This is a genomic window from Streptomyces sp. NPDC093089 (assembly GCF_044754405.1).
Lineage (GTDB): Bacteria > Actinomycetota > Actinomycetes > Streptomycetales > Streptomycetaceae > Streptomyces.
Genome location: NZ_JBIVPA010000003.1, coordinates 293,708 through 313,914 on the forward strand (window position 1 = coordinate 293,708; position 20,207 = coordinate 313,914).

The following is a 20,207-nucleotide window of genomic DNA, read 5'->3' on the forward strand; positions in this document are numbered from 1 at the left end:
CAACCGGGGCTTTGTCGTTCCCGGACACCGTGTGCACGGCACTTTGACGGCGCCCTGAGGGCGCGCACCCCGGCGCGTTCGACTCGTTCGAGTGACCCTCGGCATGGTGGCCGATCCGCCGGGCAGTGATCCCCCGAGCCGCCTGACGATCACCCTCAGGCCGCTCCGACCAGGGACGATCGAAGGGGGACACCATGCTTCGCACCGTCGGCCGCGCCCGCCGCGCCGTGGTCACCGCCGCAGCCTCACTGATGCTCTCGGGGGCGGGGTGCACCGTCGTCGGGCCGGGAGGGGCGGGGCCCCCGGGGGTGCCGGTCACCCGGGCCGCGCAGGACGAGCTGCTCAGGTCCGCGGAGCACCGCCTCGCCGTCGACTGCCTGCGCGGCCAGGGGATCAGCCTGTCGGCCAGGCCCCGCGCGCCGGACGAGGACCGAGTGCTGCGAGCGGCGCTCTTCGGCGCCGGCCCGCGCGAACTCTCCGTCACCCTCGCCACGGGCGCCACCGTCACCGCCCACGAGGACGGCTGCCTCGCCGCTGCGAAGGAGCGGCTCTACGGCGACCAGCGGCGCTGGTTCCGGGCCCAGGTCACCGTCGACAACCTCCGCGCCGAGGCCCAGGCCCGTATGCGCACCGACCCCGACCACCGCGCGGCGCTCGCCCGCTGGACCCGGTGCGCGACTCCGACCGACCGTCCCCGGCCCGACCGTCCCGACCCGGCCGTCGCCGCCCGCTGCGGCCGCGAGAGCGGACTCGACGAGGTGCGGAAGCGGCTGGAGGCCGCCGAGCTGGTCGAGCTGCGCACCTTGCACCGGGACGAACTCACCGCATACCGGCAGTTGCGCGACCGCGCACTGCATCGGGCAGCCGAACTGCCCACGTCCGGATCACCCGTAGGAAGGCCCCACCTCTCGTGAAGCGACTTCTCGCCCTCGGCGCCGCCGCGCTCCTGGCCACCACCGCCGGCCTCGCCCTCGCCGGCTCCGCCGGGGCGGCCGAATGCCCCAGCGGAGAGTTCTGCGTCTGGCAGGAGGCGAACTTCGGCGGCCAGCGCGCCAACTGGAGCGGAGACGACGGCTGGTGGGAGGGCTGGATCTCCGACACCGACTCCTCGTGGGCCAACCACGGCATCTCGGGCCCCGGAATCAAGGACCACGTCAAGGTCTACGACAGCGCGTGGCAGGGCGGCAGCATGACCGTCTGTCTCGCCCCCGGGCAGGAGGTCGGGTACAACGGCGCGGCCAACGACCGCGGAGACTCCCACATCTGGTCGGCCGGCTGCTGACCGGCTGCTGACCCCACCGAACGGGCCCGGACGGGGGCGGAGCCCCGTGCCTGTCCGGGCCCGTGCCGCGAAGGGCTTGCCGGAGGGGTCAGCTCCTGGCGAGGAGGCCCGTCGGATGGCGGAGGACGGAGGTGAGCATCAGGCCGGCGCCGCGCACGGCACTGGTCGCCGGGTCGTTCGCCAGCCGGAGGCGGGCCCGGAGGAGGTGGGCCAGGTGCGCGGTCACGTCCAGGCGGAGGGCGCCGCCTCCGGTCACCAGGACGCCGCGACGCAGCGCCCCGCGGACCGCGCCGGTGCCGTCGTGCCGCCACAGATCGCTCACCATGTCGGCGGCCGTGCCGGCGATCTCGTCCGGTACGCGGCCGGACTCCGGCACGTCGTCGACCCCCACTTCGGCGAGCCGTGCGTCCTGGACCAGGCCGTCCACCACGAGGGTGACCTCGGTCAGCTGGGCGCCCAGGTCGACGACGAGGAGCGGGCCGCCGCCGGGCGGTGCCGCGTAGGCCGCCGCGGCACGGGCGCTGTCCACGGCGATCACGCGTACGGCTCCGAGGTCGTCCGCCATGCGGCGAGCCGCTTCCCGCTCCTCGGGACCGGCGAGGACCGGGTGGGTGAGCATCACCACGGTGTCGTGCGCGTTGTCGCCCGGGGCCGAAGCGGTCAGCCGGCGCAGCAGTCGGAGCTGGGACGCGGTGTCGGTGGCACGGCCGCGCCGCATCGGACCGCTCGGCACGTCCGCGAAGACGCCCGCGCCCGGTGCCCAGGCGCGGGTGCGGGAGCTGCCGATGTCGAGGGCGATCCCCCGCACCGGCCGCCCCGTGCCGCCGACTGCTGATCCGAACGATCCCATCGCTTCCGTCCATTCGCTGCGGACCCGCTGATTACGAGGCCGATTCGGGCCTCACTATGCAGTATCCGCAGCGGAAGCGCTATGGCGCACAGGGATCGAAGGTCCTGCGGTGTGGTGAGGTCAGCTTTCGGCGCCGAGCCACAGGTCGGGGCCGAAGACCTCGTAGTGGATGTCGGCCGCGGGGGTGCCGCCGCCGACGAGGTCGCCGCGCACCGCGCGCAGGAAGGGCAGCGGCCCGCACAGGTACGCGGTCGTGCCGGCCTGCAGGTCGAGCGTCGTGACGTCCGCGCGGCCCGCGTGGGCGCCGGAGTCGCCCGGCTCCTCGTACCAGAGGTGCAGCGTGCCCTGGGGGAGCGCGTCGACCAGGCGCCGCAGCTCGTCGGCGTGCGCGTGGGACGCGGGGGAGCGGTCGGCGTGCACGACCGTGACCGGGCGGGTCGAACCGGTGGTCGCGAGGTGGCCGAGCATCGCCAGCATCGGGGTGCTGCCGATGCCGGCGGAGGCGAGCAGCAGCGGCCTCTGGTCCTCCGGCAGCACGAGGTCGCCGAACGGGGCCGACACCTCCACGGTGTCACCGGCGCGGGTGTGGGCGTGCAGCCAGGAGGAGACCTCGCCCGCCGGGTCGCCGTCGACCCGCTTGACGGTGATCCGCCACTGCGGGCGCCCCGGCGCGGCGGACAGGCTGTACTGGCGGATCTGCCGGGCGCCGTCGGGGAGCGCGACGCGGACGCTCACGTACTGGCCGGGCCGGAACGAGGCCGTGGGGGTGCCGTCGGTGTGCCGCAGGGTGAAGGACACCGTGTCGGCCGTCTCCTCGTGGCGCTCGGCGATCTCCATCGTCCGCCAGACCTCGCCCTCGGGCACGCCCGACTCCTGGTAGAGGCGGGCCTCCACCGCGATGAGCGCGTTCGCCATCAGCCAGTACACCTCGTCCCAGGCCTGGGCGACCTCCGGGGTGACGGCCTCGCCGAGCACCTCGACGATCGCGGCGAAGAGGTGCTCGTGCACGACCTTGTACTGCTCGGAGGTCACGCCGAGCGAGGCGTGCTTGTGGGCGATCCGCGCCAGCATGGCGTCGGGTCGGCTGTCGGGGTTCTCCAGCAGGGCGACGGCGAAGGCGGCTATCGAGCCGGCGAGCGCCTGCCGCTGCTCGCCGTTGGCCTGGTTGCCCCGGTTGAACAGGTCGCGCAGGAGCTCGGGGTGGGCGGCGAAGAGACGCCCGTAGAACCGCTCGGTGATCTGGTCGAGCGCACCGCCGACGGCGGGCAGGGTGGCGCGGACGACCGGGACGGCCTGCTCGGACAGCATGGGAACCTCAATCTGGTAGATGATCTGCGTATTAAAAGGTGTGCGGGGTCGAGTGGTGCCCGGGGGTGCCACGGTTCAGGGGGTGGGGCGTGGAGTGAGGGTGAGCAGTAGCGGACCGGTCGGCGAGGTCACGAGCTCGGCCACGGTCAGCGGATCGAGCGCGCGGTAGAACGCCTCCTGGGCCTGGCGCAGCGCCCCCCGCAGCCGGCATGCGGTGCGCAGCGGGCACGGCGGATCACCCTCGCAGGCGACGACCTCCTCGTCGCCCTCCAGGGTGCGGGCCAGCCACCCCACCGAGGAGCGCCGCCCCAGCTCCGTCAGGGCCAGGCCGCCACCCCGCCCGCGCCGCGCCTCGACCACGCCGAGGTGCTGGAGCCGGGTGACCACCTTCGCCATGTGGGCGTAGGGCACGTCCATCGACTCCGCCACCTCGCGGGTGGTGACGGACTCCTCCGGTGCGGTGACCGCCAGGCGCATCACGGCACGGAGCGCCAGGTCGGTGAACTTCGTCAGCCTCACGGTCTGACCGTATCAAACCGGTATCCGGGGTGCGTATTAAGGGGTCGGTTCGCGCCGGCGCTTCCGCTTCCGCCGCCGCCACACCCACCAGCCGCCGGTGATCAGGCAGCTGGACGTCAGCACGATCCCGAGCACCGGCCACCGCCCGCCCGCGATCTGCAGGTCCGCGGTCACGACCACGAGCACCGCGATCGCGGCCACGATCAGGGAGCCGGCGGCGCGCAGCATCGCCAGGCCCATGGCCGGGTCGCCCCGGACGGCGCGTGGGACGCGGAGGTCGACGGCGTCGACGTAGAAGAGGGTGGCCCGGTCCATCAGGCGCGTGGTGGCCTTCCAGTACGAGACGGCCAGGTACGGCAGCCAGACGAGGGGCGCCACCAGGCCGACGAGGAAGACGCCGGTCGCCAGCGCGTACTGCGCCACCCGGACGAACCACCGCGGGGCGCCCGAGTCCGGTGTCATCAGTCCGAGGAGCCGCGCCATCCTGATCACCACGTACCACAGCGCGGCCCAGCGTCCCAGGCCGCGGCGTCCCGGCCGCCCCGCTTCGTCCGGCGTGACGCTGAGCGCGGCGCGGGCCGTCACGGTGTCGTCGTACACGCCCTGGAGGACCAGCAGTTCCGCCGCCCGCTCCGGATCCGTCGTGTCCCGCCCCTCGGCGGCGGCGAGTTCGAGGATCGTCCGCACCTGGGACAGCAGGGCCCCGCAGAACGCGAAGGGGATGAACAGGATGAACGGACCGCCGACGAAAGCCCCTTCGGCGGTCACCCGCCGCCGTCCGCGCGCCACGATCAGACTTCTCAGCGCCGCCGGGTCGGCATCGGGGTGAGCGGCCCGCAGGCGCTCGACGGCGGGTCCCGCGCCCGGACCCAGATGTCGCAGGGCGAAGGAGGCCAGGGCCTCCGGGAGCCTGCCGGGCTCCGCCGCGACTTCGCGCAGCAGGGAGCCCGCGAGCCCGTCGTCCGGTGCCTCCCCGGCCTCCTTCCGCACCTCTTGCCCGCCCTTCTTCCGCCGGGTCAGGCCAGGACCTTGGCCTTCGCCTTGTCGAACTCCTCGGGCGTGATGGCGCCCTTCTCCTTCAGCTCGGCCAGCCGTGCCAGCTCGTCCGTGGCACTGCCGCCGGACGACGACCCCGCCGTCTTGCGGATGTAGTCCTGGAAGGCGGCTTCGCTCTCCCTGGCCTGCTTGACGTCACGCTGCCCCATGCTCTTGCCGCGCGCGATGACGTACACCAGCACGCCGAGGTAGGGCAGCAGGATGCAGAAGATCAGCCAGCCCGCCTTGCCCCAGCCGTGGAGTGAGTCGTCGCGGAAGATGTCGGTGATCACCTTGAACAGCAGGAAGAGCCACATGATCCAGAGGAAGAACCACAGCATGGTCCAGAAGACGTTGAGGAGGGGGTAGTCGTCCATTCCTGCGCACTCCGTTCCCGCCCGGCCGGGAGAGGCCAGGCGTTGGAGTGAGTCTCACCCAGCCCTCGCGGCCCCGCACTTCGTGGCGGCCCGACGTGCGGGCCGCCCGGGGGCGTGATCGGATGGACGCCGCGAAGCGGTGCGGCGGCGAGGCGGCCCCGGGGCGGCGCGGAGCGCACGAGGAACGGAGCAGCCCCTCGGATCCGGAGGCGGTCTCAGCCCTGGCGCAGGGCCGCCAGCGCGCGGTCCGCGTGGACGCTCATCCGCAGCTCGCTGCGGACGACCTCGCGCACCCGCCGGTCCTGGCCGATGACGAACGTGACCCGCTTGGTCGGGGCGAGCGAGAAGCCGCGCTTCACGCCGAACCGTTCGCGTATGGCACCGTCCACGTCGGACAGCAGCGGGTAGCCCAGGGAGTGTCGCTCGGCGAACTCCTGCTGCCGCTCCACGTCGTCCGAGCTGATCCCGACGGGCAGCGCGCCGACGGCGCGGAACTCGGCCGCCAGGTCGCGGAAGTGGCAGGCCTCGGCCGTGCACCCCGGCGTCATCGCCGCCGGGTAGAAGAAGAGGACGACCGGCCCCTCGGAAAGGAGGCCGGTGAGGGAGCGCGCCGCGCCCGTCTCGTCCGGAAGGCTGAAGTCCTCGACGAGGTCACCGACGTTCACAGAAGCCCGTCCCCGATCCGTACCAGCGACGCCACCGGCACCTCCGGTGGCCGGTCGGTGACGTTACCGCAGGGTAGTGCCGGTGGGTACCCGGGGGTGGGGCCACGGCTCCACCGGGTGGGGCGGGGTCAGCCCCGCGGAGCCGCTTCGACCCCTTCCGCGGCTTCCGTCGCCCCACTCCGCGCGGCGGCGCGGAGGTCGAGCACCGCGAGGGCCCGCTCGCCCCAGCGCAGGTTCTCCTCCTCGAAGAACCGGCCGCGCATCAGCGTCAGGTAGGGGCCGATCCGTTCCGCCTCGGCGAGGTAGACGTCCTCGTCACGGCCGTCGAGCATCCGCTCCCGCAGCCGATCGTAGCGAGCCAGCTTGGCCCGGGCCGTCTCCATCCGCCGTGCCACGAACCCGCGCACCGCCGCCGTGTCGCCCTCGTCGCAGGCCTGCACCTGGACCATCAGCTCGTCGCGGACGGCGCTCGGGCGCGGCGGCGTCGACGTGTAGGCCGCCAGATCACGCAGGCCCGGTTCCGTCAGGCTGAACATCCGCTTGTTGGGGCGCCGTTCCTGCTCCACGACACGGGCGGTGATCAGCCCGGCCTCGTCGAGGCGGTCGAGCTCGCGGTAGAGCTGCTGCGGGGTGGCCGCCCAGAAGTTGGCGACGGACACGTCGAAGATCTTGGCCAGGTCGTATCCGGATGCCTCGCCCTCCAGAAGAGCTGCGAGGACGGCGTGCTTGAGCGACATCCGGATACGCTAGCAGCATGTTGAATAGTTTCCTCCGCACCTATTCAACCGGTACGTCACCCCGAGGGCCGGACGGGTGCCCTTCGCTGGCACGTCCGTCGGGCGCCTGCCTAGGCTGGAGAGGGGCAGGCAGCGGGGGAGCGGAACCGAGGGGCAGCGCGATGGACAGCGACTCGTTCGTCTACACCACCTACATCCGGACGACCCCGGACGAGCTCTGGCAGGCGCTCACCGACCCGGAGCTCACCCGGCGGTACTGGGGCGTGGCCTTCGAGACCGAGTGGACCCCCGGATCCCCGATGGTCTGGGACGAGGGAGGGCGTCGCACCGTCGACCCCGAGCAGGTCGTCCTCGCCGCCGAACCAGGCCGTCTCCTCTCGTACACCTGGCACACCTTCACCCCCGCCTGGGCGGAGGCCGTCCGCCTCGACGAGGACGTCTACGCGCGGCTCGCCGCCGAGCGCAGGTCCCGTGTGACCTTCGTGATCGAGCCCTCCGGCGACATCGTCAAACTCACCGTCACGCACGGGGACCTGGAGCCGGACGGAACCATCAAGGCGCTGATCGGCGAGGGGTGGCCTGCGCTGATCGCCAGCCTCAAGTCCCTCCTGGAGACCGGCGAGGAGCTCCCCGAGCCCGCCCGCTGACCCATTCGAGTCGTCTCACCCGCCACTCGCCCGCCACGCCCGGCACCTTGATCATATTTTTCTCCTCTGATCCGTTCTGATGATCGGGTCGGCACCGAACGCCGGCATCGTCGTCCGGAAGCAGAGGGTGTCCGACGTGTCGTCACGCAGATACACACGGGGGTGGGGAGCGCTGTCCCTGGCGGTCGGAGCCGTACTCGTCGGTACGGCCGCCCAGGCGCCCCCCGGCCGGGAGCCGGGCCCCCGCTCCGCCCCCGACCCCGGGGCCGTCGTCACCGTCGACGGCTGCGTCACCGCCGGCGGGATCTGCTCCGTGCCCCGGCGCACGATCGCGCTGAGCGGCGGCCCCGTCCTCACCGCGGATCCCGTCGCGCTCGACGCGCGGGTGGCGGGCCCGGTGGAACTCACGCTGCGCACCCCCGGGGTGCTCGCCGACGTCACCGTCACGGACCAGCGCGGCCGCAGGGTCGCCGGCACGCGGAGCACCGACGGCACCCGGTGGACCAGCGCGACGGCGCTCTCCACCGGAGGCCGCTTCGCGGCCCGCCTCGTCGTCGAACGCCCCGGTGGCCACGGCCCCCGGCGCGACCTCGCCCACCTGGAACTCCGTGCCCCCGCGGCGCCCGCCGGGGATCGGCTCACCGTGACGTTCGGACCCAAGGACGGCGGCACCTACGGAGTGGGGCAGCCGATCACGGCCGAGCTCAGCCACCCCGTGCCCGCCGACGCCCCCGAGGCGCGCCGCGCGGTCGAACGCGCCCTCGACGTACGCGCCGAACCCCATGTGGACGGCGCCTGGTACTGGGTCGACCCCCGCACCCTCCACTACCGGCCCCGCACCTACTGGCCCACCCACGCCACCGTGCGCGCCCACAGCGGACTCGCCGGGACCCGGATCACCGCCGGACTCCAGGGCGGCCCCTCGCGCCCGCTGACCTTCACCACCGGTGCCCGGATCGAGGCGGTCACCGACGTCTCCGCCCTCAAGATGTCGGTGTTCCGCGACGGACAGCTGCTCCGCACCTTCCCGGTCACCACCGGCAAGGCCGGCTACCGCACCCGGGGCGGCATCAAGGTCGTCCTCGGCAAGGAGCCGCTCGTCCACATGCGCGGCGACTCCATCGGCATCGCCCGCGGCAGCCGGGACTACTTCGACCTCAAGGTCCGCTGGGCCACCCGGGTGACATGGAGCGGCGAGTACCTGCACGCCGCGCCCTGGTCCGTCGACGCGCAGGGCAGCGAGAACGTCAGCCACGGCTGCACCGGCATGAGCGACGAGGACGCCGCCTGGCTGTTCGGCACCGTCCGCGAGGGCGACCTCGTCCGCGTCGTCCACGGGTACGGGCAGCTCATGACCCCGTTCGACAACGGCTTCGGCGACTGGAACCTCAGCTGGCCCGAGTGGCAGCGGGGCAGCGCCCTCGGCCCCGGCACCGCCGTCGCGGCGGCCGGGCCCGCCGCGGGCGCCCTCCGCCCGCAGCTGTGAACGGGCGGATCGGGTCCGCGCCGAAGGCGCGAAGGGCGGCCCGGACGGGAGCCGCGGCCGCGCCACGCCGACGGCTCGGCGGGCACCACCGGCCCCGCGCCCCTCGGTGATACTGGCGTCCTGCCCGCCCCGCCGACCTCAGGGAGCCTCATGACGGACATCACCGAGGTCGAGGTCGGGGACGCGACCCTCTTCGTGGAGGCGCGCCGCCTCGGCCCCGACTCCGCACTCGAAGGGCTCGGCGACCGCCTGCCCGACCTCTCCGCCGTCACCGAAGCGCTGTCCTCCTTCGCGGGGAAGATCGGCGAGGCGCTCCACCAGGCGGCTCCGGACCGCGCGACGGTCGAGTTCGGCTGCCAGCTCTGCCTGGACGCGGGCAGGCTGACGGCGCTCGTCGTCCAGAGCAGCGCGAACGCCAGCCTGCGGGTCACCCTCGAATGGGAGAAGAAGCCCCGCTGAGCCCGGGCCTTCACCCGAACGGGCTCAGACCGGCGGCTTCTCGGCCGGCGTCTCGTCGTCCGGCTCGGGCAGGGGAGACGCCGGAGCCGGCTCGCCGAGGCTCATCCGCGGGCGCCGCTGGAGGCCGGCGCCCACGAGGACGCCCAGGGCGATGGCGGCGACGGTGATCACCGTGCCGACCAGACTGTCCAGGCCGGCGTCCGTGTCCCCGTCCACGATGATCTCGGAGACGCTGGTGAGGCCTACCGCGCCGGGCACGAGCAGCCAGAAGCAGGGCAGGAACACCACCTGGTCCGGCGTGTGCGAGTGACGCGAGATCCAGCTCGCCATCGGCGGCAGCAGCATGCCGGCGGCGAACGCCCCGAAGGTCGTGCCGCCGAACTCGGCGGCCACCGACTGCACGAACCGTTCGACGAGCAGCGCGCCGAGCAGCCACGGCGTCACCCGCGGCGGAGCGGAGGAGTACAGCAGGAAACCGAAGCCGAGCAGCAGCACGCCCGCCCACGGCGCCCAGGCCCCGAGCGGATCGGCCGCGGGCCCGCCCGCCGGCCGGGGCCGCAGGAGTTCGGTGCCGACCAGGATGCCGAGCGCCAGGAGCAGCAGGACGTTCACGGCCCCGGCCAGTCTGGCCATGCCCGACAGGGCCGCCCCGGTGGCGAGTTCGATGGCCCCGAGGGTCAGCGCGGCGCCCGGCAGGAAGGCGATCAGCGGCGGGACGTACAGGACCGTGGGTTCCTCGTGCAGGAGCGGTCCGGCCCAGCGCAGGGAGGCGGTCGTCACGAGGACGGCCGCGACCACCGGCAGGGCGGTGCGGGCCGCCGGGAGCCGGTCGCCGAAGAGGCGCAGCACACCGACGCCCGCGCCGAGCACCGCGTACCCGATGACGGCCGGCACGGTCGCGTGCCGCATCACGCCCAGGCCGACGGTGAGCAGCACGTAGCCGAGGACGGTGGTGGCCGGACTGAACCGCTCCGGGCGCTCGCGGACCTCCCCGAGTGAGCGCCGGGCGTCCGCGAAGGACACCTCCTCGGCGCGCATCCGCTCCACCAGCGACTGCAGCGCCTCCACCTGGTCCAGCCTCAGGTCCGGCCCCTCGACCGGGGCGAAGTCCAGCTCGCCGCCCTGCCCGTCGGGGCCGCCGCCGACCCGGACGAAGAGCCCGGTGGGGACCACGAAGGAGCGCACCCGCATGCCGTAGCGGGCCGCCACATCGTGCAGCGTGCCCTCCACCTCGGCCGTCCGCTCCCCGGCACGCAGCAGCTCGGCGCCGAGTTCGCACAGCAGCGAGGCGAGGTCCCGGAGCCGCTCCCGGCCCGCGTCCTCGGCCTCCGGCAGGGTGACGGTGCCGCCGCCCCGCAGCGGCCGCAGGGACGCGGCCCGCCGCGCGAGGGCGCGCAGATCGACGCGAGGACGCGGATCGGAGCGGGGGCGCGGCGCGAAGCGGGGAAGCCTCACCACACGCGCCCGCTTCCCGCGGTGCGCACGTGCCCGCTCTCCGTGGAGACCCCGCACCCGCTCTCCGTGGAGACCCCGCACCCGTTCCCCGTGGCGACCGCGCCACGCCTCCCCTGAAAATCGCACAAGCTGCGCATTTCGGAAAGGTAGCAGTGGGGTGGCGACCGCGCCGCGCGGAACGGCGGGGCGGGGTGGGCGCGTTCGCCGCGGGAGTCAGACCCGCCCGCCGCCCGCCGTGTCCGAGGAGAGCCGCTGGGCCGCGTAGATCGGCACCACCGAGAGCAGGACGAGCGCCGCGGCCACCACGGAGACCACCGGGGCCTGCTGAGGGCGGGTCATGTTGTTGAAGATCCACACAGGCAGGGTCTCCACCCCGGGCCCCGCGGTGAACGTGGTCACCACGATCTCGTCGAAGGAGAGCGCGAAGGCGAGCAGACCGCCCGCGAGCAGCGCCGACCGCAGCAGCGGGAAGGTGACGTCCCGGAAGGTGCGGAAGGTGTGCGCGCCCAGGTCCATGGCGGCCTCCTCGTACGAGCCGGGGAGTCTGCGCAGCCGGGCCACCACGTTGTTGAAGACCACCACGATGCAGAAGGTCGCGTGGCCCACGACCACGGTGAACATCCCGAGGCCCACCCCGAGGGGTTCGAGGACCGTGCCGAACGCCGAGTTGAGGGCGATACCCGTGACGATGCCGGGCAGCGCGATCGGCAGCACCACGGCGAACGAGACGGCCTCGCGCCCGAAGAACGCGTGGCGCTGCACCGCGAAGGCGATCAGTGTGCCGAGCACCAGTGCCACCGCCGTCGCCGCGATCCCCGTCTTGACCGACGTCCAGAGGGCTGCGCGGGCGCCCTCGTTGTCCCAGGCCGCCGCCCACCAGTCGAGCGTGAGCCCCGGTGGTGGCCAGCTCGCCGACCGGTCGGGGTTGAGCGAGCCGAGCAGCACGAGCAGCAGCGGCAGGTAGATCGCCGCGAAGCCCAGGCAGGCCGCGGTGCGCAGCGCGATCCGCGCGGGACGGGAGAGGTTCATCGGTCGGGGTCCTTCCGGCCGGTCACAGGCTGCGCAGCGCGCCGGAGCGCCGCACCGCGAGCAGGTACACCACGATGACGGCGACCGGCACGGTGCCGAGCGCGGCGGCCAACGGCAGGTTGAGGGTGACGTTCGAGTAGACGAGGTTGCCGATCAGCTGGGTCTTGCCGCCGACGATCTGCACCGTGATGTAGTCGCCGAGGCTCAGCGAGAAGGTGAAGACCGACCCTGCGGCGACCGCCGGCCACACCATCGGCAGGACGACGGAGAGGAAGGTGCGTCCCGCCCGCGCGCCGAGGTCGGCCGAGGCGTGCAGCAGGCTGTCGGGCAGCTGGACGAGCGCCGTGTGGATCGGCAGCGCCATGTACGGCAGCCACAGGTACGTCAGGACGAGCACCGTGGCCGTGAGCCCGTATCCCGGTCCGCTCAGGCCGAGCGGCCGGAGCGCCCAGTCCAGCGGACCGCCTTCGGACAGGATCAGCCGCCACGCGTACACCTTGACCAGGTAGCCCGCCCACAGCGGCATGAGCAGGGCGACCACGAACAGCGGCCTGCGGCGCGCGGGTGCCACCCGGGCGGTGTAGAAGGCGAGCGGGAAGGCGATCAGGGCGCACAGCGCGGTCACGGCGAGGGCGACGCCGACGGTGCGCAGCGCGACCGTCCGGTAGACGGGGGAGGCGACCAGTTCCTCGAAGTTCCGCGAGGTCCAGATCCGGACGACCTCGGAGGTGAAGTTGTCGGTCGTCCAGAAGGCGGACAGGAACAGCGCCGCCAGGGAACCGAGATAGGCGAGGACGAGCCAGAGCAGAGGGGCCGTGAGAAGGGCCGCGAGCCGCAGCCGGGGCCGCCGGTGCAGGGCCCCGGCGAGCCGCCGGGCGGGACCGGTGCCCCGGTCCTGCCCGGCGTCGCCAGCGGCACTGGCACCGGTGGCGCGCGGGGAGGGGGAGAGCGTGGTCATGGCGACGCGGTCAGCCCTTGATCTCGTTCCAGGCCTGGACCCACTTCGCGTACGGGACGCAGCGCGCGTCCGTGCGCCCGTCGAGGCACTGCTCGATCGGCGTGGTCCAGAAGTGCACCTGCTTCCAGTAGCCCTCGTCGGTGGCGTGGAAGGTGGCGCAGTGGTTCTTGTCGGCGGTCTCGGCGCACGACTTCGCGTTGGCCGGCGCCTCGCCGAAGTACTCGGCGACCTGGGCGTTGGTCTTCGGCGAGACGATCCAGTCGAGCCACTTGTAGGCGCAGGTGGGGTGCTTGGCCTTGGCCGAGACCATCCAGGTGTCGGACCAGCCGGTCGAGCCCTCCTTCGGCAGGACCGCCTCGATCTTCGCGCCTTCGGCTTCGGCGAGGTTGGCGATGACCTGCCAGCTGGTGCCGACGACCGAGTCGCCGCTCTTGAAGGCGGAGATCTCCTTGAGGTAGTCGCTCCAGTACTCGCCGATGTGCGCGTTCTGCTCCTTGAGCAGGGCGACCGAGGCGTCGAACTGCTTCTGGTCCAGCGCGTACGGGTTCTGGATGCCCAGCTCCGGCTCGGTCGCCTTGAGGTACAGGGCGGCGTCCGCGAGGTAGATGGGAGAGTCGTAGGCGGTGACCTTCCCGCTGTGCGCGGAGGCCTTGTCGAAGACGGCGGACCAGGAGTCGGGGGCGGGCTTCACCTTCTCGGTGTCGTACATGAGGAGGTTGGCGCCGCGGCCGTGCGGGATGCCGTAGGCGACGCCCTTGACGGAGTTCCAGTCCTTGTTCTTGAGCCCGGCGAAGACGTCGGCGTAGTTCGGGACCAGCGCGGTGTTCACGGGGGCCGCGTCGCCGGAGGCGATGAGCCGCAGCGAGGCGTCGCCGGACGCGGAGACGGCGTCGTACGCGCCGGTCTTCATCAGCGCGACCATCTCGTCGGAGGTCGCGGCGGTCTTGGTGTTCACCTGGCAGCCGGTCTGCTTCTCGAAGGCGGTGACCCAGTCGACCTTCGGGTCGTTGGAGCCGTCCTCGACGTACCCCGCCCAGGCGATGAGGTTGACCTCGCCCTCGGCCTCGCCGAGCGCGGTGGGCGCCTTCAGGTCGGGCGGGTTGAGGCCGCCGGACGTGCCGGAGCCGGCCGGGTCCGCCGATCCGCAGGCGGTGACGAGGAGCAGTCCCGAGACGGCGGCTGCGGTCAGGAGGGAGCGGTACGGGCGCACGGGGTTCTCCGTTGCGTGAGGGGACGGGGCTGGGGAAGCGGGCGTTGCGGCGTCTCGGGGACGGGGCAGGGGAGGCTTGCTGCTGGGGAAGCGGGGCGTTACGGCGCCTCGGGGACGGGCACGGCGTGTCGCGGGTGCCAGTGGAGGTCGACGCGGGCGCCGCGGAAGCCCGCGAGGTCGGCGGAGGACGTCTCCAGGTTCTGCTGGACGGCGGTGAGCCGGCCGCCCGCGTCGAGGTCGACGAGGAAGCGGGTCGAGTCGCCGAGGTAGACGACCTCCGCGACCGTGCCGGCGGCAGTGGCGAGCCCGGCGTCGGCGGGGGCCGCGGGCTCGGTGACGATCCGGATCTTCTCGGGCCGGATGCTGTACGTGCCCGGTGACCCGACCAGCCGTCGGGCGGTGTCGCCGCTCAGCAGGTTGGAGGTGCCGACGAATCCGGCGACGAACGGGCTGCCGGGGCGTTCGTAGATCTCGGCGGGCGTGCCGACCTGTTCGATCCGGCCCTGGTGGAAGACCGCGATCCGGTCGCTCATCGTCAGGGCCTCCTCCTGGTCGTGGGTGACGAACACGAAGGTGATGCCGACCTCGCGCTGGATCTCCTTGAGTTCGACCTGCATCCGCTCGCGGAGCTTGAGGTCGAGCGCGCCCAGCGGTTCGTCGAGGAGCAGCACCCGGGGGCGCCCGACGAGCGCGCGGGCCAGGGCGACCCGCTGGCGCTGGCCTCCGGAGAGTTCGGCGGGCCGGCGGCGGCCGAGGCCCTCCAGGCCGACGCGGGCGAGGAAGGCGCGGGACCGCACCAGGCGCTCGGCGCGGGGCACCCCGCGCACCTTGAGGCCGTAGGCGACGTTCTGCTCGACCGTCATGTGCGGGAAGAGCGCGTAGTCCTGGAAGACGGTGTGCACGTCGCGCTCGAAGGGGGCGAGCCGGGTGACGTCCCGGCCGGCCAGTTCGACGGTGCCCCCGGTGGGCGTCTCGAAGCCGGCGATCATCCGCAGCACGGTGGTCTTCCCGGATCCGGAGGGGCCGAGCATCGAGAAGAACTCGCCGTCGGCGATCTCCAGGTCCACGCCGGCCACGGCCTCGGTCCGGCCGTAGGCCTTGCGCAGTCCCGTCAGCCGGATCGCCATTCCTTCCATGGGCGGGAACCTTTCTGGTGCGGTGGAGCGTTGCTCGGGCGTGGGCATAAACATATGAAGTCATAGTTCAAATCTCAAGACCCCTTTAAGGTAAAGGCTGAGTCAACGCTCAAGCTCGACGCGCGAGGTGGTTAACCGTGAGACCGAACGGCAGGCCGGACGGCGGGGATCGCGCGCCCGGAGCGGGCACCGCCCGCCGGGCCGCCTTCACCCCCGTCGACACCCGCGCGCGCGTGGACACCGTCGTCCGCCGCATCGCCGACGCCATCGAACTGGGCCTCCTCGCCGACGGGGAGCAACTGCCCGGCGAGACCGAGCTCGCCGGACAGCTCGGCGTCTCCACCGTCACCCTGCGCGAAGCCCTCATGGCCCTGCGGCAGCAGGGACTCGTCACCACCCGCCGCGGCCGTGGCGGCGGCAGCTTCGTCACCCTGCCCGACAGTCCCCCCGAGGAGCGGCTGCACGCCCGGCTCGCCGACTGGTCCACCGAGGAACTGCGCGACCTCGGCGACCACTGGGCCGCCGTCTCCGGTGCCGCCGCCCTGCTCGCGGCCCGCCGCACCCAGCCCGGCGACCTGCGCCCCCTCACTCGTACGGTCGAGGAACTCACCGCCGCCACCGACCCGGCGACCCGGGGCAGGCTCTACGGCCGCTTCCACGTCGAACTCGCCGCCGCCGCGCAGTCCGCGCGCCTCACGCGCGAGGAGATCGCCCTCCAGACGGACCTGGGCGCCCTGCTCTGCCTCGTCCTCGACGACCCCGCACATCTGGCCGTTCTTTCGGATCGTCACCGCGCCGTGATCTCCGCCGTGCAGGATGAGGCCGACGAGCGGGCCAGAACGCTCGCCGAGACATGCGTACGGGAGTCGGTGGAGCGGCTGATCGCGCTGCGCCTGGCCGCCCCCGGCCGCGCAGCCGAGCCTCGGTCCGAGGAGGACACCCATGGCCAGGAGCACCGGGCTCGCGGGCCCCGCACGGGCCGCCGCTGACACCGTGCGGGCCGGTGCGGCGACACCGGACGGCGGACCCGGCGCCGAGGTCGTCCGCCGCGTCCGGGACACCCTCGAACAGGTCTTCGCGGCCGTCGCCGAGACCGGCGCGGAGACGAGCGCCCTGCTCGCGGACGTGACGGGGGCGGGCCGCGCGCCCGTCGCCGCCGACCTGGCGGCCCTGCGCCCCGGTCTGCGGGCCCGCCTCGACACCCTCCCGCTCGTCTCCGGCGTGGGCTTCGTCGCCGCGCCCGGCCTCCTCGACGACGTCCCCGGCTGCCTCGAATGGTGGCAGCGCGGGCCCGGCGGAACCGTGCGCCCGCTCCTCCTGGACCTCGACCCGGAGCACTCCGCCTACTCCGACTACACCCACTGGGACTGGTACGCCCTGCCCCGCGAGACCGGCCGGCGGGCCGTCGCCGGACCGTACGTCGACTACCTCTGCTCCGACGAGTACGGGCTGACGCTCTCCGCCCCCGTCGCCCACGCCGGCCGGTTCGTCGGCGTCGCCGCCGCCGACGTCTACCTGCGCCACTTCGAGGCGGCCGTGCTGCCCGTGCTCCAGCGGCTGCCCGTCCCGGCCCGCCTGGTCAACGCACGCGGCCGGGTCGCCGCGTCCACCGACCCGGCCCACCTCACCGGGTCCCTCACCAGGGGCCCGGACTTCGCCGCCGTCCTCGCCGGCCCGCCGACCGCACACCACGCCGGGGGCCTGCGCCTGCTGCCCTGCGGCGGCGTGCCCCTGGTCCTGGTCACCGCCGCGCCCTGACACGCGCGTGCGTGCACCGGCCTTTCGGCCTTTCGGGCGTCGGTCGCTCGCAGACGTCAGCGGTTCACGGCGGTCAGCGGTTCACGGCGGTCGGTGGTTCACGGTGGTTCACGGCGATCGGTCGCTCGCGGACGTCAGCCGTCCACTGCCGTCGGTCGTCCACCGCCGTCAGTCGTTCACGGCGGTCAGGAGCACCACCGCGTCCTCCAGGGCGGTCAGGCCGTGCCGCTCCTTCGGGAGCATCCGCAGCGAGCCCTCCGACATGGCCTCCGCCCATCCGGCGGCCGTCAGGTTCACCCGGCCCCGCAGTACCTGGAGGCTGGCCGCCGGGGGCGCGTTGTGCTCGTCGAGGGACGTGCCCGAGGTCAGGGCGATGACGGTCTGCCGGAGCACTCCGTCGTGCATCACGAGGTGGGCGCTGCGTCCGTGCGGGGCCGTACGGGCCGCCGCGAGGTGCTCGTCGGCGAGCGCGGTGAGGTCGGGCATCATGTCTCTCCCTGCGGGGTTCTCTCCGGCGCGGCGTGCGGATGGATACCCCCAGCCTCCCGTGTGCCGTCCGGGGCGCAACTCGGGGCCGCCGGTCGCGCCGACCCGGCCACCACCAGGAGCCCGCCGGCTACGCAGGCTCCCGCCGCGAGCAGCGCGGCCGACCAGCCGTGGACCGCGTACAGCCAGGAACCGGCCAGGGAGCCGAGCGCGCCGCCGCCGAAGGTGGCGAGCATGAAGACCGTGTTGACCCGCGCCGCCACCTCCTGGCCGATCGCGAAGATCCGCGCCTGGGCGGCCACCTGCGACGAGCTGACCCCGACCACCAGGAGGTTCGCCCCGGCCGCCAGGGCCACGGGGGAGGACGGCGCGAGCACCGCGAGCCCGAGCCCGAGACCCGCGCAGACGAGACCGACCGCGTTCACCGCACCCGTCCCGTACCGGTCGGCCAGCGGACCCGCCGTCGCCGAGAGCAGCGCCGCGGGGAGCGTCAGCAGCCCGAACAGGCCGGCCACCCCCGGGCCGTACCCGAGGGGCGGGGCCGCCAGATGGAAGGCGAGCACCGTCCAGAAGACGCTGAACGCGGCGAAGGCGCACGCCCCGAGCAGCGCCGAGACCCGCAGCTCCCGATGGGCGGCCAGGAGCCGGGGCAGGCCGGCCAGGAGCCCGGCGTACGACGTGCGCCCCCGCGACCCCAGCCGGTCGGGCAGCCGCCGCGGCAGCACGAACAGCAGGACCGCCGTCGCCGCCGCGGCGACGACGTACGCCGCCCGCCAGCTGCCGGTCGCGTCGGTCACGGCGCCCGAGACCGTACGGGAGAGGGCCGAGCCGAGGGTCAGGCCGAGTCCCACCAGGCCCACGACCCGGCCCCGCCGCCCGGGGCCCGCCAGCACGGCCGCCACCGGGGTGAGGATCTGCGGCAGGACCGTCGTGGTGGAGAGCGCGAGCGTCGCGACGGCCAGGGTGACCACGTCGGGGGCCGCCGCGGCGACGAGCAGGGCCGCGCTGGTCAGGGCGAGCAGCACGGAGGTGAGGCGCCGCAGCCGCGCGGTGTCGGCCAGCGGGACGAGCAGCATGATCCCGAGCGCGTACCCGACCTGGGCGGCCGGCGCGATCAGCCCCGCCGTCCGCTCCGAGACCTCGAGACCGCGCGCCACGGCGGCGAGCAGCGGCTGCGGGAAGTAGAGGTTGGCGACGGTGACGGCCCCCGCCAGTGCGAAGAGCGGCACGTTCACGGGCCGGGCGGGTGCGGGCGAGGCGAGGGGACTGGGTTCCACGGACTCTCTTCCGTACGGGGGAGGCGGACCCGTCCAGGCTCCCCGCCGGCACCCGGGTCGAACAAGATGCGATCATCGAAGCGGCGTTGAGCCACACTCAACGATCGGTGGAGGGGCGATGCTCGAACGGTACGAACTGGAGGCGTTCCTGACGCTCGCCGAGGAACTCCACTTCGGCCGCACCGCCGAACGACTCGGCGTCACCACCGGCCGCGTCAGCCAGACCGTCAAGAAGCTGGAGCGACGCGTCGGCACGCCCCTCTTCACCCGCACCAGCCGCAGCGTCCGCCTCACCCCGGTCGGCCGCACCCTGTACGAGGACCTCCTGCCCGTCCACCGGCAGCTGCGCACCGCGCTCGAACGCGCCACCGCCGCGGGGCGCGGCCTCCACGGCAGGCTGCGCGCCGGCTTCGGGACCCCCTGGGGCGGCGAGCTGCTCACCGCCGCCGCCGACACCCTCCTCGCGCTCCACCCCGCCTGCGAGATCACCGTGCGGGAGGTCCAGCTCGACGAGGGCGTCCGCCCCCTCAAGGACGGCACGCTGGACGTCCAGTGCGTGGCCCTCCCCGTCCGCGAGCCGGACCTCACCACCGGCCCCGTCGTCACCACCGACGACCGCGTGCTGCTCCTGCCCGCCGCCCATCCGCTCGCCCGGCGATCCTCCCTGGACCTGGAGGACCTCGCCGGCCTGGACCTGATCGCCCCCGAGGGCGCCGCACCGGACTACTGGACCGACCACCACTACCCGCGCAGCACCCCGTCCGGGGCACCCGTCGGCCGGGGCCCGGCGGCCGCCACCTGGCAGGAGGTCCTCTCTCACGTGTCGGCGGGCCGGGGAGCCACCCCCGGCGCCGCACGGGGCGCCGCCTACCACCCCCGCCCCGGCATCGCCTACGTCCCGCTGCGCGACGCCCCGCCCCTCGCGTACGGCCTGGCCTGGCCGACCGCCTCCGCCGACTCCGACCTGCTCAGGGCCTTCGTGTCGGCGGTCGGCACAGCCGCCCCGGCCTGAAACCGGTGGTGCGGGGGCGGCCGCGGCGACTAGGGTTGACGGCGACATCGCGTGTCGGTCACCGACTGGGTGAGGCATGGAGGTGTCGGGAGATGCCCTCGGAGGCATTCCTTGCCAGTCGATCTGAACCACACCATCGTCCATGCCCGGGACAACCGGGAGTCCGCGGAGTTCTTCGTGGACCTGCTGGGCCTCGAGATCACCTCGGAGTGGGGCCCGTTCGTCGCGGTGGCCCTGAACAACGGCGTCACGCTGGACTTCGCGACCGTCCCCGCGGACCGGATCACCCCGCAGCACTACGCGTTCCTGGTCTCCGAAGAGGAGTTCGACGCGGCGTACGCGAAGATCAGGCAGCGCGGCATCGAGCACTACGCCGACCCCCACCGGAAGCAGCCCGGCGCGATCAACCACCACGACGGCGGCCGCGGCGTCTACTTCATGGACCCGGCGGGCCACGCCATGGAACTCATCACCGTGCCGTACGGCGGCTGGCCCGCCTAGGCACTTCGTCCGAGGGCCGC

The 20,207-nt window shown here is 73.6% G+C and carries 23 protein-coding genes; 9 read left to right on the forward strand and 14 right to left on the reverse strand.

The window, feature by feature from the left end; all coding sequences use genetic code 11:
* The first annotated feature begins 194 nt into the window (after positions 1–194).
* Both ACIQFX_RS08230 and ACIQFX_RS08235 read left to right on the forward strand, forming a co-directional pair.
* Positions 195–914, forward strand: coding sequence for a hypothetical protein (locus ACIQFX_RS08230; RefSeq protein WP_402460019.1), 720 nt, complete (start codon positions 195–197; stop codon positions 912–914).
* Positions 911–1,282 carry a peptidase inhibitor family I36 protein gene (locus tag ACIQFX_RS08235; protein WP_402460022.1) on the forward strand — a complete coding sequence of 124 codons (372 nt, stop codon included), beginning with the start codon at positions 911–913 and terminating at the stop codon, positions 1,280–1,282. Before ACIQFX_RS08230 ends, ACIQFX_RS08235 begins: the two co-directional genes overlap by 4 nt.
* Positions 1,283–1,370: 88 nt before the next feature.
* Here the strand turns inward: ACIQFX_RS08235 and ACIQFX_RS08240 are convergent, their stop codons facing one another.
* The 7 genes from ACIQFX_RS08240 to ACIQFX_RS08270 all read right to left on the reverse strand — a co-directional run bounded on the left by ACIQFX_RS08240 (position 1,371) and on the right by ACIQFX_RS08270 (position 6,773).
* Complete coding sequence (locus ACIQFX_RS08240) at positions 1,371–2,132, reverse strand: rod shape-determining protein (RefSeq protein WP_402460024.1); 762 nt, start codon at positions 2,130–2,132, stop codon at positions 1,371–1,373.
* A gap of 120 nt (positions 2,133–2,252) precedes the next feature.
* Complete coding sequence (locus ACIQFX_RS08245; RefSeq protein ID WP_402460025.1) at positions 2,253–3,440, reverse strand: globin domain-containing protein; 1,188 nt, start codon at positions 3,438–3,440, stop codon at positions 2,253–2,255.
* A 75-nt stretch (positions 3,441–3,515) separates the two neighbouring features.
* Complete coding sequence (locus ACIQFX_RS08250) at positions 3,516–3,959, reverse strand: RrF2 family transcriptional regulator (protein ID WP_402460027.1); 444 nt, start codon at positions 3,957–3,959, stop codon at positions 3,516–3,518.
* Positions 3,960–3,995: 36 nt separating this feature from the next.
* The gene (locus ACIQFX_RS08255) at positions 3,996–4,949 is read right to left on the reverse strand and encodes a hypothetical protein (RefSeq protein ID WP_402460029.1); all 954 of its coding nucleotides are present in this window, start codon (positions 4,947–4,949) and stop codon (positions 3,996–3,998) included.
* A 26-nt stretch (positions 4,950–4,975) separates the two neighbouring features.
* Entirely contained in the window at positions 4,976–5,371 is a 396-nt protein-coding gene (locus ACIQFX_RS08260; RefSeq protein WP_402460032.1) for an SHOCT domain-containing protein, read from the reverse strand.
* Positions 5,372–5,586: 215 nt separating this feature from the next.
* Complete coding sequence (locus ACIQFX_RS08265; protein ID WP_402460034.1) at positions 5,587–6,036, reverse strand: peroxiredoxin; 450 nt, start codon at positions 6,034–6,036, stop codon at positions 5,587–5,589.
* Between the two features lie 128 nt (positions 6,037–6,164).
* Positions 6,165–6,773: a PadR family transcriptional regulator gene (locus ACIQFX_RS08270; protein WP_402460036.1), complete on the reverse strand. Its 609-nt coding sequence runs from the start codon at positions 6,771–6,773 to the stop codon at positions 6,165–6,167.
* Positions 6,774–6,934: 161 nt separating this feature from the next.
* Here ACIQFX_RS08270 and ACIQFX_RS08275 point away from each other — a divergent pair, with 161 nt between their 5' ends.
* The 3 genes from ACIQFX_RS08275 to ACIQFX_RS08285 all read left to right on the forward strand — a co-directional run bounded on the left by ACIQFX_RS08275 (position 6,935) and on the right by ACIQFX_RS08285 (position 9,365).
* Positions 6,935–7,420 carry an SRPBCC family protein gene (locus ACIQFX_RS08275; protein WP_402460038.1) on the forward strand — a complete coding sequence of 162 codons (486 nt, stop codon included), beginning with the start codon at positions 6,935–6,937 and terminating at the stop codon, positions 7,418–7,420.
* Positions 7,421–7,556: 136 nt separating this feature from the next.
* Positions 7,557–8,906: an Ig-like domain-containing protein gene (locus ACIQFX_RS08280; protein ID WP_402460040.1), complete on the forward strand. Its 1,350-nt coding sequence runs from the start codon at positions 7,557–7,559 to the stop codon at positions 8,904–8,906.
* Positions 8,907–9,056: 150 nt separating this feature from the next.
* Positions 9,057–9,365, forward strand: a complete 309-nt coding sequence (locus ACIQFX_RS08285) for a CU044_2847 family protein (protein ID WP_402460042.1) — start codon at positions 9,057–9,059, stop codon at positions 9,363–9,365.
* A 24-nt stretch (positions 9,366–9,389) separates the two neighbouring features.
* On the opposite strand, the gene ACIQFX_RS08290 is transcribed toward ACIQFX_RS08285, so the two are convergent.
* From ACIQFX_RS08290 to ACIQFX_RS08310, 5 genes are all read right to left on the reverse strand, one after another.
* Positions 9,390–10,823 (reverse strand): threonine/serine exporter ThrE family protein, encoded by a 1,434-nt coding sequence (locus tag ACIQFX_RS08290; RefSeq protein WP_402460044.1) that lies wholly within the window; start codon positions 10,821–10,823, stop codon positions 9,390–9,392.
* Positions 10,824–11,033: 210 nt separating this feature from the next.
* Positions 11,034–11,849 carry an ABC transporter permease gene (locus tag ACIQFX_RS08295; protein WP_402460045.1) on the reverse strand — a complete coding sequence of 272 codons (816 nt, stop codon included), beginning with the start codon at positions 11,847–11,849 and terminating at the stop codon, positions 11,034–11,036.
* A 22-nt stretch (positions 11,850–11,871) separates the two neighbouring features.
* Positions 11,872–12,807: an ABC transporter permease gene (locus ACIQFX_RS08300; protein WP_402460047.1), complete on the reverse strand. Its 936-nt coding sequence runs from the start codon at positions 12,805–12,807 to the stop codon at positions 11,872–11,874.
* Positions 12,808–12,817: 10 nt separating this feature from the next.
* Positions 12,818–14,017, reverse strand: coding sequence for an ABC transporter substrate-binding protein (locus ACIQFX_RS08305; RefSeq protein ID WP_402460048.1), 1,200 nt, complete (start codon positions 14,015–14,017; stop codon positions 12,818–12,820).
* Positions 14,018–14,115: 98 nt separating this feature from the next.
* Complete coding sequence (locus tag ACIQFX_RS08310; protein ID WP_402460050.1) at positions 14,116–15,153, reverse strand: ABC transporter ATP-binding protein; 1,038 nt, start codon at positions 15,151–15,153, stop codon at positions 14,116–14,118.
* A gap of 137 nt (positions 15,154–15,290) precedes the next feature.
* On the opposite strand from ACIQFX_RS08310, the gene ACIQFX_RS08315 reads away from it, so the two are divergent.
* Positions 15,291–16,142 (forward strand): FadR/GntR family transcriptional regulator, encoded by an 852-nt coding sequence (locus tag ACIQFX_RS08315; protein ID WP_402460052.1) that lies wholly within the window; start codon positions 15,291–15,293, stop codon positions 16,140–16,142.
* Positions 16,096–16,911, forward strand: coding sequence for a cache domain-containing protein (locus ACIQFX_RS08320; protein ID WP_402460054.1), 816 nt, complete (start codon positions 16,096–16,098; stop codon positions 16,909–16,911). Before ACIQFX_RS08315 ends, ACIQFX_RS08320 begins: the two co-directional genes overlap by 47 nt.
* Before the next feature lie 168 nt (positions 16,912–17,079).
* Here the strand turns inward: ACIQFX_RS08320 and ACIQFX_RS08325 are convergent, their stop codons facing one another.
* Together ACIQFX_RS08325 and ACIQFX_RS08330 are read right to left on the reverse strand one after the other, a co-directional pair.
* Complete coding sequence (locus ACIQFX_RS08325; protein WP_402460689.1) at positions 17,080–17,397, reverse strand: cupin; 318 nt, start codon at positions 17,395–17,397, stop codon at positions 17,080–17,082.
* Entirely contained in the window at positions 17,397–18,674 is a 1,278-nt protein-coding gene (locus ACIQFX_RS08330; protein WP_402460056.1) for an MFS transporter, read from the reverse strand. Before ACIQFX_RS08330 ends, ACIQFX_RS08325 begins: the two co-directional genes overlap by 1 nt.
* A gap of 118 nt (positions 18,675–18,792) precedes the next feature.
* Between ACIQFX_RS08330 and ACIQFX_RS08335 the strand changes: the two genes are divergently transcribed.
* Positions 18,793–19,686: a LysR family transcriptional regulator gene (locus ACIQFX_RS08335; protein WP_402460058.1), complete on the forward strand. Its 894-nt coding sequence runs from the start codon at positions 18,793–18,795 to the stop codon at positions 19,684–19,686.
* Between the two features lie 111 nt (positions 19,687–19,797).
* On the forward strand, positions 19,798–20,187 hold the full coding sequence (locus ACIQFX_RS08340) for a VOC family protein (RefSeq protein WP_402460060.1): 390 nt from the start codon (positions 19,798–19,800) through the stop codon (positions 20,185–20,187).
* Positions 20,188–20,207: the final 20 nt, after the last annotated feature.